At 45.2% G+C, this 15,878-nt stretch carries 11 protein-coding genes; 4 read left to right on the top strand and 7 right to left on the bottom strand.

All coding sequences use genetic code 11. The features are described 5' to 3' along the window. Positions 1-17: 17 nt before the first annotated feature. Entirely contained in the window at positions 18-1,310 is a 1,293-nt protein-coding gene (locus tag V202x_RS06145) for an NAD(P)/FAD-dependent oxidoreductase (protein ID WP_145172189.1), read from the top strand. Positions 1,311-1,957: 647 nt separating this feature from the next. On the opposite strand, the gene V202x_RS06140 is transcribed toward V202x_RS06145, so the two are convergent. The 7 genes from V202x_RS06140 to V202x_RS06110 form a co-directional block, all read right to left on the bottom strand. Further along, positions 1,958-2,800 (bottom strand): DUF1080 domain-containing protein, encoded by an 843-nt coding sequence (locus tag V202x_RS06140; RefSeq protein WP_145172187.1) that lies wholly within the window; start codon positions 2,798-2,800, stop codon positions 1,958-1,960. Between the two features lie 157 nt (positions 2,801-2,957). Further along, positions 2,958-4,874, bottom strand: a complete 1,917-nt coding sequence (locus tag V202x_RS06135) for a metallophosphoesterase N-terminal domain-containing protein (RefSeq protein ID WP_145172185.1) — start codon at positions 4,872-4,874, stop codon at positions 2,958-2,960. Positions 4,875-4,948: 74 nt separating this feature from the next. After that, positions 4,949-5,773: a DUF1559 domain-containing protein gene (locus V202x_RS06130; RefSeq protein ID WP_315851533.1), complete on the bottom strand. Its 825-nt coding sequence runs from the start codon at positions 5,771-5,773 to the stop codon at positions 4,949-4,951. 105 nt (positions 5,774-5,878) lie between these two features. Then, the gene (locus V202x_RS06125) at positions 5,879-7,264 is read right to left on the bottom strand and encodes a FecR domain-containing protein (protein ID WP_145172183.1); all 1,386 of its coding nucleotides are present in this window, start codon (positions 7,262-7,264) and stop codon (positions 5,879-5,881) included. Further along, positions 7,261-7,800, bottom strand: a complete 540-nt coding sequence (locus V202x_RS06120; RefSeq protein ID WP_145172181.1) for a sigma-70 family RNA polymerase sigma factor — start codon at positions 7,798-7,800, stop codon at positions 7,261-7,263. Before V202x_RS06120 ends, V202x_RS06125 begins: the two co-directional genes overlap by 4 nt. 397 nt (positions 7,801-8,197) lie before the next feature. Further along, complete coding sequence (gene folE2, locus V202x_RS06115) at positions 8,198-9,208, bottom strand: GTP cyclohydrolase FolE2 (protein WP_145172179.1); 1,011 nt, start codon at positions 9,206-9,208, stop codon at positions 8,198-8,200. 326 nt (positions 9,209-9,534) lie between these two features. Further along, complete coding sequence (locus tag V202x_RS06110; RefSeq protein ID WP_197993255.1) at positions 9,535-10,494, bottom strand: tetratricopeptide repeat protein; 960 nt, start codon at positions 10,492-10,494, stop codon at positions 9,535-9,537. Between the two features lie 746 nt (positions 10,495-11,240). Between V202x_RS06110 and V202x_RS06105 the strand changes: the two genes are divergently transcribed. From V202x_RS06105 to V202x_RS06095, 3 genes are all read left to right on the top strand, one after another. Continuing rightward, positions 11,241-12,353 carry a hypothetical protein gene (locus tag V202x_RS06105; protein ID WP_145172175.1) on the top strand — a complete coding sequence of 371 codons (1,113 nt, stop codon included), beginning with the start codon at positions 11,241-11,243 and terminating at the stop codon, positions 12,351-12,353. A gap of 141 nt (positions 12,354-12,494) precedes the next feature. Beyond that, entirely contained in the window at positions 12,495-14,210 is a 1,716-nt protein-coding gene (gene polX / locus V202x_RS06100; RefSeq protein WP_145172173.1) for a DNA polymerase/3'-5' exonuclease PolX, read from the top strand. 76 nt (positions 14,211-14,286) lie between these two features. After that, on the top strand, positions 14,287-15,774 hold the full coding sequence (locus V202x_RS06095) for an AAA family ATPase (RefSeq protein WP_145172171.1): 1,488 nt from the start codon (positions 14,287-14,289) through the stop codon (positions 15,772-15,774). Positions 15,775-15,878: the final 104 nt, after the last annotated feature.

Below are 15,878 nucleotides of genomic sequence, written 5' to 3'. Positions count from 1 at the left end.
AATACCGAAGGCTCTCAATGATTGATCAAAAACGTAAAGATCAGCCGGACCTCGATGCAGAATATGATGTCATTGTCATTGGCGCCGGTCCTGCCGGTTCCGCTGTCGGTGCACTTTTAGCAGAGCAGGGACGAAAAACTTTAATCGTTGACCGAGCCGTTTTCCCCCGGTTCCATGTTGGTGAATCTCTGATTCCGGAAACCTATTGGCAACTAAAACGCCTGGGATTGATCGATCAACTGAAACAATCGGCTTTCCCTAAAAAATTCAGTGTGCAATTTGTGACGGAAGAAGGCACAGAAACGATGCCTTTCTACTTCAACAAATACAAAGACCATGAAAGTTCGCAAACCTGGCAAGTCGTACGTGCTGAGTTCGATCAAATACTGGTTGACAACGCGCGAAATCAAGGAGCCGTCGTCCACACAGGAGCACAAGTTCTAGACCTCATATGTGAGGGAGAACAAGTCGTAGGCGTCAAACTGAAATTGAACTCTGAAGAAACACGCGACATTCGCTGCAAACTGGTCGTTGATTCCAGTGGACAGACTGGATTCATTGCCAATCGTTTGAAGCTGAAAGTAGCAGATCCGGTCCTGAAAAAGGGAACAGTCTGGGCTCATTTCAAAAATGCACATCGCGATGAAGGCATCGATGAAGGAGCCACTCTCATTCTACAAACTGAAGGAAAACGTTCCTGGTTCTGGTATATTCCACTTCCTGATAACACCGTCAGCATTGGTTGTACAGGCGACATGGCATACATGTTTTCCAAAGAACGAGGCACTAGCGAAGAAATCTTTAATCAGGAAGTAGAACGTTGTGTCGGTATTAAAAAGCGTTTGGCAGATGCGCATCCTGTTACGGAATTCATGACGACGAAAGATTTCTCTTATCATTCAACTCAGCCAGCAGGCCCCGGTTGGATGCTCGCCGGCGATGCATTAGGGTTTATCGACCCCGTTTATTCCAGCGGCGTTTTTCTGGCTTTGAAGTCGGGAGAACTAGTCGCTGATACCATCAACGATGCTTTTGACTCTCAAGACTTCTCAGTAAAACGTCTGAGTGAATGGTATACTGACTATCGAAACGGTGTCGAAAATTTCCGTAAGCTGGTTTATGCATTCTACGCTCCCGGCTTCAGCTTCGGAACGTTTCTTCGCCAATATCCCCAATTCAAAATGAATCTGGTCGATATTCTGATCGGTGATGTTTTCAAACCCGAAGTCTCCGAAATGTTCACAGTTATGCAGGAAGAAATCCCCGAACTCGCGATGTCCGACGATCCACACGTCGCTCTCAAAGAATGACCCTCATCTGCTCAAGGTTCACTAGTTACCGCGATTCACCATAGGGAGATGGTCTCCTTAAAAATTAAATCCGCTTAATGACAAGTCGCTGAAAAAAACTATTTTAATTTTCTTTTCAGGTGAATACTCACAACTTGACGCCTACGCGCCAGTAAGGAAACTGCGCATTCTGCGTCGCGCGCGTGAGAATTTTTTCAATATACTGAATAGACACATCCCTGATGATTTCCGTACTATGAGAACCAAGCGTTTTTTTCTGTTTTGAGTATGAACCTTTTGCATCTGTTCCTCGTGGTCAGCTCTTTTTCGTCTTTATCAAACGTTATCGCGCCGGTTTCAAAGCATGCCAGCGAACATCGTCACGGTACCAAGTGGTATCAAACTGAATTGACCGCTTGACTCACGCCCGCACTTTATGATGATATTCATAATTGTTGAGCGACATTTGAAGATCAAACACAATTCGCTAGATCAACCAAAACCACATACATTCAGGAAAGGACTCTTAGAGTTCTATTCTACTCGATCGCTTGCTTTGGAGCAGAGATGAAAATTCGGTAGTATCTGGTAGATCACTGCGATGCGCATTAAAAAATCCTCTGTTATGGCTAAATCCACAACAGAGGATTGATTACTTCAATCGAAGTTTACTTTTTATATTTGGGTGCTTTACCCAGGGGGTACAGATCCCATTTCCTGACCCACATTTCTGCCATTTCAGTCTGGACCAGTAATTTACCATGATCCGGTTTGGCATTCGAGCCGGCATTCACAACCACACCGTTAACCAGGTATTCAATATCGCCCCCCTTACAAATCACATCCATACGTGTCCACTCGCCGAAGGGGCTCTCGACATCATCCTTCCCACGAAATCCTTTTTTGTCGGCCCAGTCAGGATCACGGCCCCACCAGTTGATACGGCCTGCACTGATTGTGATTTCTTCACCATCTTTTTTCCAGACTTTCTCACCATCCCGGTCTTTGGTAATGGTGGAAGTTAACGAAGTCGGAATCGGGGCGCCTGTCTTGGGATCTTTTCCCGTTAAGACCAGAATATCGCCTACGCCCCCTTCGATGATCTGGGCTTCAATGGAAGCCATCCAGGTATTGCCATATCCGCCATCAGGACCATGACAGTGGAAGAGAACTCCTGAGTCACGAGCACGGTCCTTCCGATTTCCCCACGTCTTCTCTCCCCATTTGAATTCAATGACCATGTGGTAATCACGATAGTCTTTTTTAGTAATCAGTCCGCCATAGCCATCACCTGAGATGTGCAGCATGCCATCTTTCACAGTAAAGATCTTACGAGGATCTTCATAGGCAGTCCCGCGATTCCAGACATACAATCCATCCAGATTTTTACCATTAAATAGTTTAATGACACCATCTTTGGGAGTGACGACTTTGTCTCCCGCTTCTGCCAATGAAGTACAAACCCCAACCAGACAGAGACAAGCAATTGTGAGCGAATTCTTAAGATGCATTTGAGCGTTCCTGAACTAAAACGAAAGTTAAATTCTTTAATAAAATTAAGTTATTGTATGGAACGACTCTCCGCAAGAACGAAGACAAAAAAACTTACGACTCTTGTCAAAATAGGTAAATGGTCGTTTTCTCAGGTAGATTTCACCGAAACAAGCTTTATTCAGTATCATTCAGAACAAAACAAAAGCGATTTTGTTGGCGCTGAAATGGGGTTTCGTCGAGTGAATCGGGATTCCCTGTAAGAAACCCGCCCCAGTCGGCCGCCGAGGCACCCCAATGTCCGGTTCTCACTCGTCTGATCGCTTCGTCTCGCGGATCTCGAAACACTTTTCCCTGAAATTTAAGGACAGGGCTTCCAAGACTCATTGCGTCTCCTGTTTCTAAGAAACGAAACGATAGTGTGTTGGCAACTCCGAGGTTCGATGCCTTAATGGGAAATGAATAATCTTCGACCAAATTGGGTGTGAGCTCACCAACTATCTTATTGTTGAATAATACTTCCACTTTGCCAGAGTTGACTTTGCGGTTTTTTGCATTGGAATTAGCTTTACCAACAGAAAACTCAAGCAAAGCGTCATCTTGAAATTCCAATGGGCCTGAATTGTTGGCAACGACAAACTTTCTAGAATGGACTTCTCTGGTGGCAGTGCTTCTGACATCGAACTGGAGATGACCTTCAGGAAGTGAAGTGGAATCGATATTCGCGGTAAACAGTGCGCGATAGAACGGTTGACCGATTTTATGCATCGGTTTCCAGTCAGTACCATTGACAGAATATTCCAGTGTTTCATTGGGTTGAGGCTGAACCAGATGCGCCTGGATTTCCACGCGTGCTGTCCAAGGGGCACCCATACGATGCGAAACAATCGCGATTCGTTGCCCCAGTCCTTTATAGAAGTAATCCATCTGCTCCCCCTTGACGCGATAGATAAGGTATCCTTGTGGGGAAAGATCAGGACAAAGTTGGTGCGCTTTCGGGTTCCACCAGCAGCCAGCTAAAGCGCCTCCTGTTCGATAGGGAACGGGTCGCCTTTTGTTAGCAACAACATGATCATCGCCAACAAGCTGCAGTCGGACATCATTCTGCTGTGCCATCTCAAGAAAACCGGGACAGTGCTTAGCTAAATCGGCTTCGGATGTAGTGACAACAAACGTCCCTGGAGACCGATGAGACATGTCTTGCTTCATCCATTCTGCATGGACTGGCTGTACTTCAAGAGTAGGATATTCTAATTTTTGACCGTTTACCAGATTCTGTATCTGACCGAGGTGATAACCATAATCCACTGACATAAAATGGATTTTGCCATATTCAAACGAAAAGAAATGCGGTCCGAGATACTCCCAATACATCGGCTTGGCACAGCGGTGGTCCCCGCGTGGAAACTCTTTGAGTCGATAAGATGAATCTGTATGGTCTCCTGCCACATTGTAATAAGGCATGGTCAAATGGTTCATGATGCCGACATAATTCCGAAAACTGGCATGCCCGGAGGCAGGGGAACTCACAAGCGCTTTGTGGAGGTTCAGGAGGTCGCCACTGTTCACGACGAAACGGGGTTTCGGAGACAAAGCGTTCACTTCTTGTACGAATTCGCTCAAACCTTCCACTGATCTGGAACTCGTGGAGACGTGTGTGTCGGTTACATGCACGAAGATATAATCATTCTCGTCGTCGGTTGTCTGTTTGAGTTCGAAGTCGACTTGAGGAGCGAGAGGCTTGTACCAATCCCCTTGAATTTCATACCCCGAAGGGCGAGTGATATTGATAAACACGGCACTCTGGTGTGGGGTGAGTTCGTAAGCACCATTCACATCCGTTTTGACGACGGAATATCCGTCCGAGATGGAAACCCCCTTCACTCCCGTAGTTGTTTGATCTGACTGTAATACGACACGTCCTGTAATCAGTTTGGGAACCGGGGCTCCATAGTTTGGTTTCGGAGTTTTCTTAAGAAGGAGTTTAAGAATCTTCGAGTGCGGCTCTTTGGCAGTTTCCGCTTTTGTCTTATCGGGTAGCAGGGCAATGAAAAAACAACTGACAACATAACCAAGGCACAAAGCCAATCGCATTTTACTACTCCCAGGGGGTTCATCAAAAGATGGTCTCGAATATACTATGATTCAGCGAATGATAAAAAGACGCTTTAAAACTCGCCAAGAACCTCACCACCATTATAGGTTCCGAGAGCCGTATATGTATCTTGATTCATATTCTCGGAGAGAAACCGAACACGTCCATCCGCAAACACGAAGTGGCATCCACCAACGTGAACGCTACTAAAAAGATCATCTACATCGGTGCCATTAATCGGAAATGTGGCATTTGCATTGGAAAGGACATTCCTTGAATTAGTAGATTTTCCGACCCAAATTGATCCATTATGGTCTTTAGTGTCTGATTCTCCGACAATAAAGGTGTTACTTGTTCCGTCCGTGAAGTCTCGCATTCTGCGTGCACTGGTAGGATAAGTGAGAACGGATCGTACGGCTTTATAGTTTGATTTCCCATAGGAATCAATTTTTGTGTTCACTCCACCCATCGGATCAGAAGGGCACATGAAAGCAGGCAGAATTACCCTTGCATAGGCAGTCGCGCCTGTTGTCATAGCAGGAATGGTAGTCCAATCAACGTCCATCGCACCAGAGCCACTGATGTTATTATAAAGTGGTGCTTGATCCATGAAAGGCAGAATGAAGGTACCCCATCCAAGATCGTTGTTCATAAATGGAGTACCAGCAGGATGATTATCAACATAGGACGGTGGGAAGGTACGGTGTGTATCGTGGTAATTATGTAATGCCAGGCCGATTTGTTTCATGTTATTTTTGCAAGAGCTACGTCGCGCTGCTTCACGAGCTTGTTGTACTGCGGGCAATAGGAGTGCTATGAGAATGGCAATGATGGCAATCACAACCAGCAATTCTATTAGTGTGAACCCTTTTCGATTTTGTATAAGACTTCTCATCATTCATCTTTCTCTTTGATCAATTAAAATCATATTTGTTTCAGAAACATACTTCATTGACAGAATACGCACACTGCTTAACTTAACGACCACACTTCAATCGATTGGTTATTTATCTTCAGCGGTAACAATCACGCGCATGGCATTCATACTCTTGAGTCCCTCTGCCCTTGACAGAATCCAATTTAGGTAAAGTGAGGAACGGCCGGGCAAGAGTTTGATCTCGTCTTCAGCAACACGGACATGAGATTTTTCATACCGTACATCGGAATTGCCTAAAGATTGATCCGTTTGTAGAAGCAGGGGATCTGTTTGCAGGATGCCCAGAACTTGCCCCTTGAATTTAAGTTCCCCCTTCATGGTCAATGTTGTTTTTTGATCAGAAAACTCAGGATGTCCTGGGTGGTGGGCATCATGATGGAGATAGTACACGTCTACTTTGGTTCCCTTTTGAATCACATCTTCCTGGAATTGTCCCTTATTATTTTGGATGGGAACAAAACAGCGGATCTCTTCCGGTAAGCTGAAATTTTGCCGTTCCAGGAAGACATGAATGTATTCATTGCTGGTAAACTCACCAGATTTCAGACTGACGGGCAATTTTGACAGAAGCTTTAAGTCTCCTGAAAGTTGATGAATACGAGACTCTTGCATGAGGCATTTTGCAAAAAGAAGATCGCTGTCCGTGTCGCTTAAAACAATTTCTTTACCCGGTGATCGTTTGATAGATTGTCCCGCAGATAATCGTTGAGGCAGACCTTGAGGGCTTCCTTGCTTCAAACTGAAACCATTGACTGCCCCTTGAAAAACGTGTGTTTCAGAAACTCCTTCTTTATTCACATGCACGCCGAACCGGGTTCCTAAATCAATAATCTCAAGCGTGGGAGTTTGCACTTCAAAGCCGATTGCACTCTGAGAAACGTGAGCCGTCATAGTCCCCTGTAACAGACGTAGCGCATTTGAATTCAGAAACTGGAACGTAGTGGGACCGGCTATCACAACATCCACGCCCGAATCCATCTGAAGCTGAAGCACACCTTGATCAAGATGATACTGTCGTCCCGTTTGTAAATGATCGTTCACCACGCACAGAATATTTTGAGTCCTTAGCTCGCCATCAGAGAGTGCATCGACAATTGCGACGTTTTCTGGTTGATTAGAGTCAGAGACAATCAGCGGATCTGCCCACTGATACACGCCAAACCAGGATGTGAGTGTAATTGCGAGAATTAACATCGCCACCAAAAAAGATCTGGAGAGATAAAAAGTTGAATGAGAGGCGGTCGTCTCGTTAACCAACTTGCTGTACCATAGCTGAGACCGTTGTAATTCAGTCCATTCACGAATCACGGTCTCTTCACTGGAGACCTCGATCATTAAACGAGCAAGGTCTTCTTCAGTACAAAGTCGGAGTTCGAGTGACTTTATTTCATCACAATCAAGTTCATTAGCGAGATAGGCTTCGAGCAGGTCTCTATCTTTGGGCTGAATCATTGTGTTGCCTCCGAAGCAAGTTGCCTGGAAACACAATCACGAAGCATCGTTTTAATTCTCTTGAGTCGAGAGTAGATTGAGTGCACACTTTTTCCGGATTCTGAAGCGATGCCAGCAATTCCCATTTCAGATTCTTCGTACCGCATCACGATTAACTCTCGACTATGTGCGGGAAGCTTGTCGAGACACTTCATCATGGCATCACGAAAATTCAAACGAGACTGCTTTTGCTCCACCTGATTGACCGCATCTGCGAGCGCCGCAACTACGTGCGGATTGAAAGGTGTCTCTTTTTTCTTCTTTTTCAGGTGAGACAGTACTTGATGGAAGGCAATCTCGCGCACCCAGGGAAAAAATGAATTCTTCTCTTTAAGTTGCCCGAACGATTCAATCGCAATGACACAAACATCATGCAGAATATCTTCAGCATCCGTATGATCTCTCACACAGGAAAAAATATAGCTGTAGAGGGCAGTCCGATGTTGCATTACCAGACGTGTCTCCTCAGAACGATCTTTTATAAAACCTAAAGACATTTGTCTACTTTAAGAGAGTGCTTGTAAATCTCCGCGCTTACTAAGAGAAAGAAGCAGCTCCGTTTAGGCAGGAAAAATCACAAAATTCTAAAAAATAAAGAATTTCTGCTGTGAGAAAGCATGAATCCTAAGAGCACGGAGCGATGCCCTTTAAAATTCGTTTTCGTTTTGCATCTCTCATTTGACGAATACAAAACAGAATGTGATCGGTAATGTGTTTAGCCTAACTCGAATGAGTTAGAAAGAGAACCTCATCGTTTCAATTCTGATAAAAATGAAAACAACACGCATGCAAACACAATTCGTCGCTTCCAAAACCTAAAGAGGTGATAAAGAAAAGGACTTTGATCTCTGCAGGATTTGAGCGATTCCTGATAAAGGCTTAAAAAACAGCCGTTTATGTCTGATCGCTGGTAGCAACCGCAGCGGCATCATGCGGATGCAGGCTTTCGAGATGATTGATTTCGACTCGAAAATTGTTAATGCCTTCGTACTCCTCTAGAGCGGCCTTCAATTTTCGGGCTGCGTCTTCACAGAACATCAGGTTGGCTCCGTTCAACCGCGCGAATTCTTGCTCATCTTCGCGCTTGACTGCTGTTTGCACAGGGGTCGCGATGGCACGTTCGAGATAATCTATCAGTGATTCAATCGGAAAATCTTCCAATCCACTGTCTAAATCCACCGTGACATCAGCGTGGCTTCTCTGGCTGTGTGGGACTGCCAGAATTGCTTCCTGTGTTCCCAGCCATTGATAGATTTCATCATGAGAGAGTTCACTTCGGTCACCGAACGCATCTTCAAAAGCCTGCTGAATCAACTGCCGCGACAAGGCGGCTGAACAGGGACAGGCACTGGAATAAGTCAGTTGAACATGCAATTGGTGTTGAAACGTATTCTGCTTGAACGAACTGTGTATTGTAATGGGATAGGCGCGCCAGCCGGCATGATCAGAAAGTAACGCAGGTCGTTTCAGCGAATGTTCGTAGGTCAGAGTCAAAAAACTGTTGGAACTCATTCCCTCATGTGTCTGTACGAAATCTTTCAGAATTTCATTGACCAGAGGTAAAGAAAGTTCCTGGTCAGCCAGCCGACTATTCAAACTGAGAAATAGTCGAGACATATGGATCCCTTTGGTCTTCTCATCATCGAGGCTCACAGCCGCATCAGCACGAGCTGGCGTACGAAATATCTCACCCGAAGCATCACGAAGCCTGAGTACCAATTCTACCCCTGACATCCCGACACGCTCAAGAGTCCCCCCAATGAGTGGAACTGTTTCATTTGCCACATCAGGTAGGTTTATCGATGGTGAACTAATCCCTGCTACGGAAGATGGTCTCTGATTGTTACTCTGCTCCGCAGATTCCATTTGTTTGAGATTTAGTACATCGGAAACGAATTCAAACATTCAATCATTCTTTCGTCGGTTTGGCCCAGGTGAAACTCAGATTTCACAAAAGATTATCCCGTTTTTTATCAAATTGACATACAAGAACATACTGTAACAAAAAAACGCCACTATATCATTTAGTCGAGGAGATTCTTTTTTCAAGTATCAAAATTCCAGAATTACCATATTTTGATCGTAATAACCTTAAATTATGTATGGAATTACGAATAAATTCCATCAGCGCGAGTTCGTGGAGCTTTCGAGTTAGATCGGGCAAGACATTTGAGCCATTTATCAGCAAATAATAAATGCGTTACATTGAGTGAATCATTAACCGCCAGCATTCACTCTCGACTATTGATTTTTGCGGAAGAAATCGACAGCGTTCCGACCTTCTCCCAGCCTTGGGGAGGTTGTAATGTTTCGACGGGGATCGGCGGAGGTGCTTGCCCGATGAAACCTGGCCTTTGGAGGGGAGTGTACATGGAAGCCTGTTGAACATTCATCATGTTTGATTGTTGAGTTAAATAACTGGATAGCCGATTCGTTTCGGTATGCAGCGGATTCAAAGATAGTGCCTTTGTCACGGCAGGATAAACTTTCTCCATATCGTTCGCCTGTAAACTGGCATAAGCGAGGCGATACCAGTCGTCTGCGGTTGCATCGGAGCGATTTTTCATTGCCCGTTCAAGTGATGCTACTGAATCATTCCAACGCTGTTCCGCACCGTAGGCCACTCCCAGCAACCATTGAGCCTCTGATCTCTGATGGATTGTGGCTGCTGTATTATGGCAAATAGGACGCAATATCGGAGTAGCGCGGTTGGATTCCCCTTGTTTGATCTCAAGTGCAGCCAATTTTAATCGGGAAACAATATTGTAAGGCTCTGCCTGCAAAATCCTGTGATAGGTTTCTTCAGCAGCCGCATTCAAACCCGCTAATTCTTCCAATTCCCCCTTGAGCAATAAAGCACGAATATTCGTGGGATCAAGGTTCAAACCGAATTCCAGGTTTTTGAGCGCATCAGTATATTGTTTCTTTTGATGCAGTAAATAAGCCAAATCAATATAAGGTCTCGGATCGTCGGGAGAGAGAATGGTCGTTTTTTCTAACTGTTGGATTGCTTCTTCCGAAAAGCCATTCGTAATTAAGAATTCCGAAAGTTGGCGACGTACTCCTGCGTGATTGGGGTTTGAAGCCACTGCCTGTTTGAGTAGTTCAGCAGCCTGTTCCTGTTGTCCGCTTTCTGTTGCCTCACGAACCTGTTCAACGAGATCCTGTGATTCAGAATCTCTGACAGCCATTTTCTGAGTCCAACTTGCACACCCACTACAAATCCCACAAATCAGCCCCAGCGCACAAAAAGTCCGTATCAGACTCGTCGAGCTGAATATGTTGCATGCGAGCATGTTTTCAGGACGATCTCTCATCGGACGTGGTTATCATCCTCCATGAAGATAAAAATCGCAGAGAAATTTTGAATCAGTTAAGATCGAATTCAGTGAACACTCTGCGGGCTTCAGACCGGGTAACTTAGCATTTTATTGAATTTCAGGGTAGAGGAACTCACCCGATCTCCTTCAAACTGATCTGGGGAGCAATTTGGGGGCTGTCAGCGAAAATTTCCGTTTGAACTCAAATGGAATTTGATAAATTAAGTCTTGATATTAAATCAACTTATATCAATTTATTGATGCCTGATATTTGCCTGAATCGAAGGAAAAATGCGTATCTCCTTCAAATCACGAGCCATCAACAAACTTCGGACTTTAGAGAAATTAGAAACAATCGAGAATGATTATGAATTGTCTCTCAAAAACTTAGTTTATCCGACCCAACCAATAATCCCAATCATTGACATTGGTAGGACCGTCAGGGTACAAAATGGATACTAATGGATTAGTCGCTTTATGTTTCGACATGATTGGAAATATGGTGAAATTGGCGTGATGGACTACGTCTTCTTTCGGCATGGCTTACTGCCCCTGGTCGTGCAATTGTATAGCTCGATTTTAATAAGGTCGAATGAATGATGAGTCTACTGAAAAACATGAATCTGAAGAAAGTTTGCCTCACGGTCGGATGTATTCTGACAATGGGCTTGGTCTCGCTGGCTGAATCTGACGCGGGGGTAATTCCCTGGACTTACAATGCCCTCTTTGGACCAAGTCGAAATGGTCCCATGCACTATGGCACCGGTTATGCTCCTCGGACCTATTCAGCCAACTACGGTGGTTACGGAATGATGAGTCCTGGAAACTGCTGTGGGACTCCCGGTTATGTGTCGTATTATGGCACTCGCGGACAAGCCAGACGCCAGTCACGTGCCGCTTATCGCTGGTATCTGATTAACAATCCTCAAGTTGTCGGTGTCAGCTACAGAAATTTTGGCGGTGGCAATTCCTATGGATTTGCGGGCGCCGCTTATGGTCCTGGTTGTTGTTCTCCCTGTGGGATAGGAGGCTGTGCAACCGGAGCTTGTGGATCCAACTGTAGTACTGGCCAATGTGGCGTCTCTTATAATCCTGCTGGAGCCAACACACCCACACCAGATCCTGCATCCGGTAAAAAGGTTCCGGAACCGCGTGAAATTGAAAGCACGACTCCCAAAACATTTGCCGATGATCCCATGCCTCCCGGCGAATCAAAGTCAAACGTAGAAGACTCCGGGTTTGGGGCACGTCGCTATGAACGAAGTCCCATGGATACTCCGATGCCCAAAAGCGAATCAAAGGATGTATTTGAAGTGCCTTTAAAGCGGGGGGGATCTGAGACTCCGATGCCAGGCGGAGGCACTAAATTGCCCGAATTCGGAACAGAAAAAAAACAGGATGACTTCTTCGGGAATGAGTCTGATAAGACAAAAGCATTCAAACCCACTCCGGATGGAAAGATTCCAAAGACGACTATTCCTAAAAAGAAAGCAGCTCCCACAAAGGAACCTGCTGAAAAAGCTCCCAAGGCAGAGCAGGAAACCAAGTTTCCTCAGTTGAGAGTACGACCTTTGAATCTGGACCAGAAGATCACGTGGAAATCAGTTCCCAGAGCGGAACGATTGACAATTCGTGCTCATTTTTCTGCTCCTCAAATCACCAAACAGAGTATTCCGACAAATTCTGGTTGGTTTGCTATCACCGATTCCACAAAAATTGCTAGTAAATAACCACTGAGGGAATAGAGAATCAACAAAGTGCAAGTGCATCCCTGCCTTGCACTTTTTTTATGCGCCGATCGCGTTATTGTTAATAACTGAAGACAAATCATTTTATTTCAGTTGATAAGACTAATAACGCGGACAGAAAATATGCAAAACTCAGAAATTGCACGCCAATTTGAGGAACTGGCCGATTTGCTGGAGATTCAAGGGGCGAATCCCTTTCGCCTGCGCGCGTATCGTAATGCGGCCCGCACGATCTCAGGACTCCCGGAATCCATCGAAGACATCGCTAAAAACACTCCGAAGGAATTGCAGTCCTTACCGGGAATTGGCAAAGACCTCGCAGAAAAAATTGAAACAATTGTAGAATCGGGAACGTTGCCTCAATTAGAAACATTGAAGGAAGAAATTCCCGCAGATGTAGTTCGTATGTTAAATATTCCCGGCATCGGACCTAAGAAAGTCGCTTTTCTCTTTTCTGAGCTCTCAATTCACTCGCTTGATGATCTCAAAGCGGCTGCAGAACAGGGAGTTATTGCTGAGCAAAAAGGATTCGGAAAAAAAACAGCACAAATTATCCTCGAAGGACTCGAACATCTGAGCCAGGCAGGAAATCGAGTCCGACTCGCAGATGCCAAAGCACAGTCAGATGAAATCATACACGATCTGCAAACACTGGATTCCGTCCAGCAAATTTCAGAAGCAGGAAGTTGTCGGCGGCGTAAAGAAACGGTCGGCGATCTGGATATTTTAATTACGTCTAACGCCCCAGGCGCTGTCATGGATGCGCTGGCAAACCATCCGTTAGTCAACACCGTCCTGGCGCGTGGAGAAACCAAACAACGAGTCCGATTAAATTCCGGTTTGGAGATGGATTTGCGCGTTGTATCCGAAGAGTCGTATGGGGCAGCACTCCTCTATTTCACCGGCTCCAAAGAACATAATATCGTGCTCAGACGCCGCTCCCAGGAACGAGGGCTCAAACTCAACGAATACGGTCTGTTTCGCAAGGACAAGCTCGTTTCCGGTAAAACAGAAGAAGACGTTTACCAAACACTCGATCTCCCCTGGATTCCTCCCGAAATTCGCGAAAATCGAATGGAATTTACAGCCGTCGAAGAAAACAAACTACCAGAGTTGATAGAGTTAAAACAGATTCGTGGCGACTTACACATGCATACAACAGCCACAGATGGCACCGCTTCGATTCTCGAAATGGCAGAGGGTGCCAAGGCTAAAGGCTATCAGTACATCGCCATCACAGATCACTCAAAGCGCGTGACCATGGCGAACGGATTGGATGCAAAACGCTTACGCGCTCACTGGAAAGCCATTGAGAAAGTGCAATCAAAAATATCTGGTATTCAAATTCTGAAAGGAATCGAATGTGACATTCTGGAAGATGGCAGTATGGATTTACCCGATGACGTTTTGAGTGAAGCAGACTGGGTTATTGCCGTTTTACACTACGGTCTGAAACAATCGCAGGAGCAAATCAATCAACGGCTGTTGAATGCCATTCAAAATCCTCACGTCTCCATTCTCGGACATTTATCAGGCCGATTAATCGGGAAACGCCCTAGTGCTGACCTCAATTATAGTGAAATCCTCAAAGCGTGTGCCGACCATGGTACAATGCTGGAGATCAACGCACATCCCATGCGTCTGGATATTGATGATATTCACGCCGCCAAAGCCAAAGAGCTGGGTATTCCGATCGTCATTAACACAGATGCTCATAGTGTGAAAGGCTTAGATGTGATGCAATACGGCGTGTATCAGGCGCGACGTGCAGGTTTATCCAAAAAAGATGTCGCCAACACCAAAACCTGGAAACAATTTCAAAAGTTGTTAAAAAAATAGAGGTAATCTTTAATCTTCACGCTTCAGATTCCCGTTATCGTTTGCAAATATTCCTACTTCACAGGAAGTAAAATAGATGTCAAATTCATTAGAACTCATGATTCGTTCGGGAAATCCATTTATTTCTATTGAAACACTGGATGAACAGCGGGCGTTGAAAGCGATTCAAAATGTCGCGACGGATTTAAAAAAGCCACTTTATGAATGGTCTGCAACAAATGGCCTGTGCCAAGTTGAAGATTCTCTTTTAAAATCAGCATCGGTTCCTCCCGGCAAACCGGAGCAGACGCTCGCTTATATCCAAATGAATGCTGAGAATCAGATTTTCGTTTTTAAAGATCTCGGTGCCTATTGTCGAGACAATATCGTGAATCGCATGCTGCGCGATCTTATGGAAACCTGCCAGAATAGCAAAACCACATTGATCCTTGTAGATGCATTCCCGCTGCCTGATGAAATCAAACGGTTTACGGTTCGCTATGAATTGGGTTGGCCAACCACGGACGAATTGTCTGCTGTCATCAAACAGACCTACAATAAAATCAGAAAAGAAAGTCAGACAGAAATCACCGCCAAACTCACTCGACGAGATATGGAGCAACTCGTTCAGACAATGCGGGGACTGAGTTGCAATGAAGTCGAACGCGTTATCAGCTCTGCCATTTTGCAGGACAACGATTTAAATGCCAACGATCTACCGCACGTCATTGAAGCAAAACGAACTCTTTTAGGTTCGACAGGCTGTCTGGAATCTATCGCCGTCGATGTGAAATCTGAACAAGTCGGCGGGCTTAATAAATTGAAAGACTGGTTAAAACTACGTCGGGGAGGATATTCCAGAAAAGCACAAGAATATGGAATCGAACCTCCACGAGGAGTGCTCATGCTGGGGGTTCCCGGTTCCGGAAAAAGTTTGTGTGCTAAAATGGTTGCCTCTGACTGGAGTATGCCCTTGCTTCGATTAGATCCCGGAATGCTGTACCAAAAATTTATTGGTGAAAGTGAAAGCCAATTGCGGCAAGCCTTATCGCAGGCAGAATCGATGGCACCCGTAATTTTATGGATCGACGAAATCGAAAAAGCGTTTGCCTCGGCGGCATCCTCTTCAGCAGATGGCGGATTATCCAAGCGCATGTTTGGAACCCTGCTTGCCTGGATGCAAGACCATCGCCATCCGATTTTTATCATCGCTACTGCAAATGATATTTCTGCTTTACCTCCAGAACTGATGCGCAAAGGACGCTTTGATGAAGTCTTTTTTGTGGATCTACCCAACTCTGCATCCCGTGAACAGATTCTGAGTATTCATCTCAAACGCCGCAATCGGGATCCGGATCAATTCGACATACGCTCTCTGGCAGCGATGGCAAATGAATTTACTGGCTCCGAACTTGAACAGGCAGTCATGTCTGGCTTATTTGCTGCATTCTCTGACAATGCGGAGCTCGAAGATCGACATATCGCTACCGAAATTCAGAAAACGAAACCATTAGCCATTTTGATGAAAGAACGCATAGCAGAACTGCGCAATTGGGCTAAAAACCGTTGTGTTTCTGCCGATTAAAGTTCTTCTCTCACAAAATCCTGCCTCGAAATACCTTCAAAATCATTCTTCTTTGTGTTGCCTTTTATCAACATGCATGTACAACATATTTAACTTTTTCAATA

Source organism: Gimesia aquarii (genome assembly GCF_007748175.1).
Taxonomy (GTDB): domain Bacteria; phylum Planctomycetota; class Planctomycetia; order Planctomycetales; family Planctomycetaceae; genus Gimesia; species Gimesia aquarii_A.
The sequence above is the reverse complement of the archived record's forward strand: the minus strand, read 5'-3'. Positions and strand labels throughout refer to the sequence as shown.

Bases quoted from the DNA above. Each gene is read 5' to 3' on its own strand.
- V202x_RS06145 (WP_145172189.1), top strand. From the start codon at position 18: ATGATTGATCAAAAACGTAAAGATCAGCCGGACCTCGATGCAGAATAT.
- V202x_RS06140 (WP_145172187.1), bottom strand. From the start codon at position 2,800: ATGCATCTTAAGAATTCGCTCACAATTGCTTGTCTCTGTCTGGTTGGG.
- V202x_RS06135 (WP_145172185.1), bottom strand. From the start codon at position 4,874: ATGCGATTGGCTTTGTGCCTTGGTTATGTTGTCAGTTGTTTTTTCATT.
- V202x_RS06130 (WP_315851533.1), bottom strand. From the start codon at position 5,773: ATGATGAGAAGTCTTATACAAAATCGAAAAGGGTTCACACTAATAGAA.
- V202x_RS06125 (WP_145172183.1), bottom strand. From the start codon at position 7,264: ATGATTCAGCCCAAAGATAGAGACCTGCTCGAAGCCTATCTCGCTAAT.
- V202x_RS06120 (WP_145172181.1), bottom strand. From the start codon at position 7,800: ATGTCTTTAGGTTTTATAAAAGATCGTTCTGAGGAGACACGTCTGGTA.
- folE2 (WP_145172179.1), bottom strand. From the start codon at position 9,208: ATGTTTGAATTCGTTTCCGATGTACTAAATCTCAAACAAATGGAATCT.
- V202x_RS06110 (WP_197993255.1), bottom strand. From the start codon at position 10,494: ATGGCTGTCAGAGATTCTGAATCACAGGATCTCGTTGAACAGGTTCGT.
- V202x_RS06105 (WP_145172175.1), top strand. From the start codon at position 11,241: ATGAATCTGAAGAAAGTTTGCCTCACGGTCGGATGTATTCTGACAATG.
- polX (WP_145172173.1), top strand. From the start codon at position 12,495: ATGCAAAACTCAGAAATTGCACGCCAATTTGAGGAACTGGCCGATTTG.
- V202x_RS06095 (WP_145172171.1), top strand. From the start codon at position 14,287: ATGTCAAATTCATTAGAACTCATGATTCGTTCGGGAAATCCATTTATT.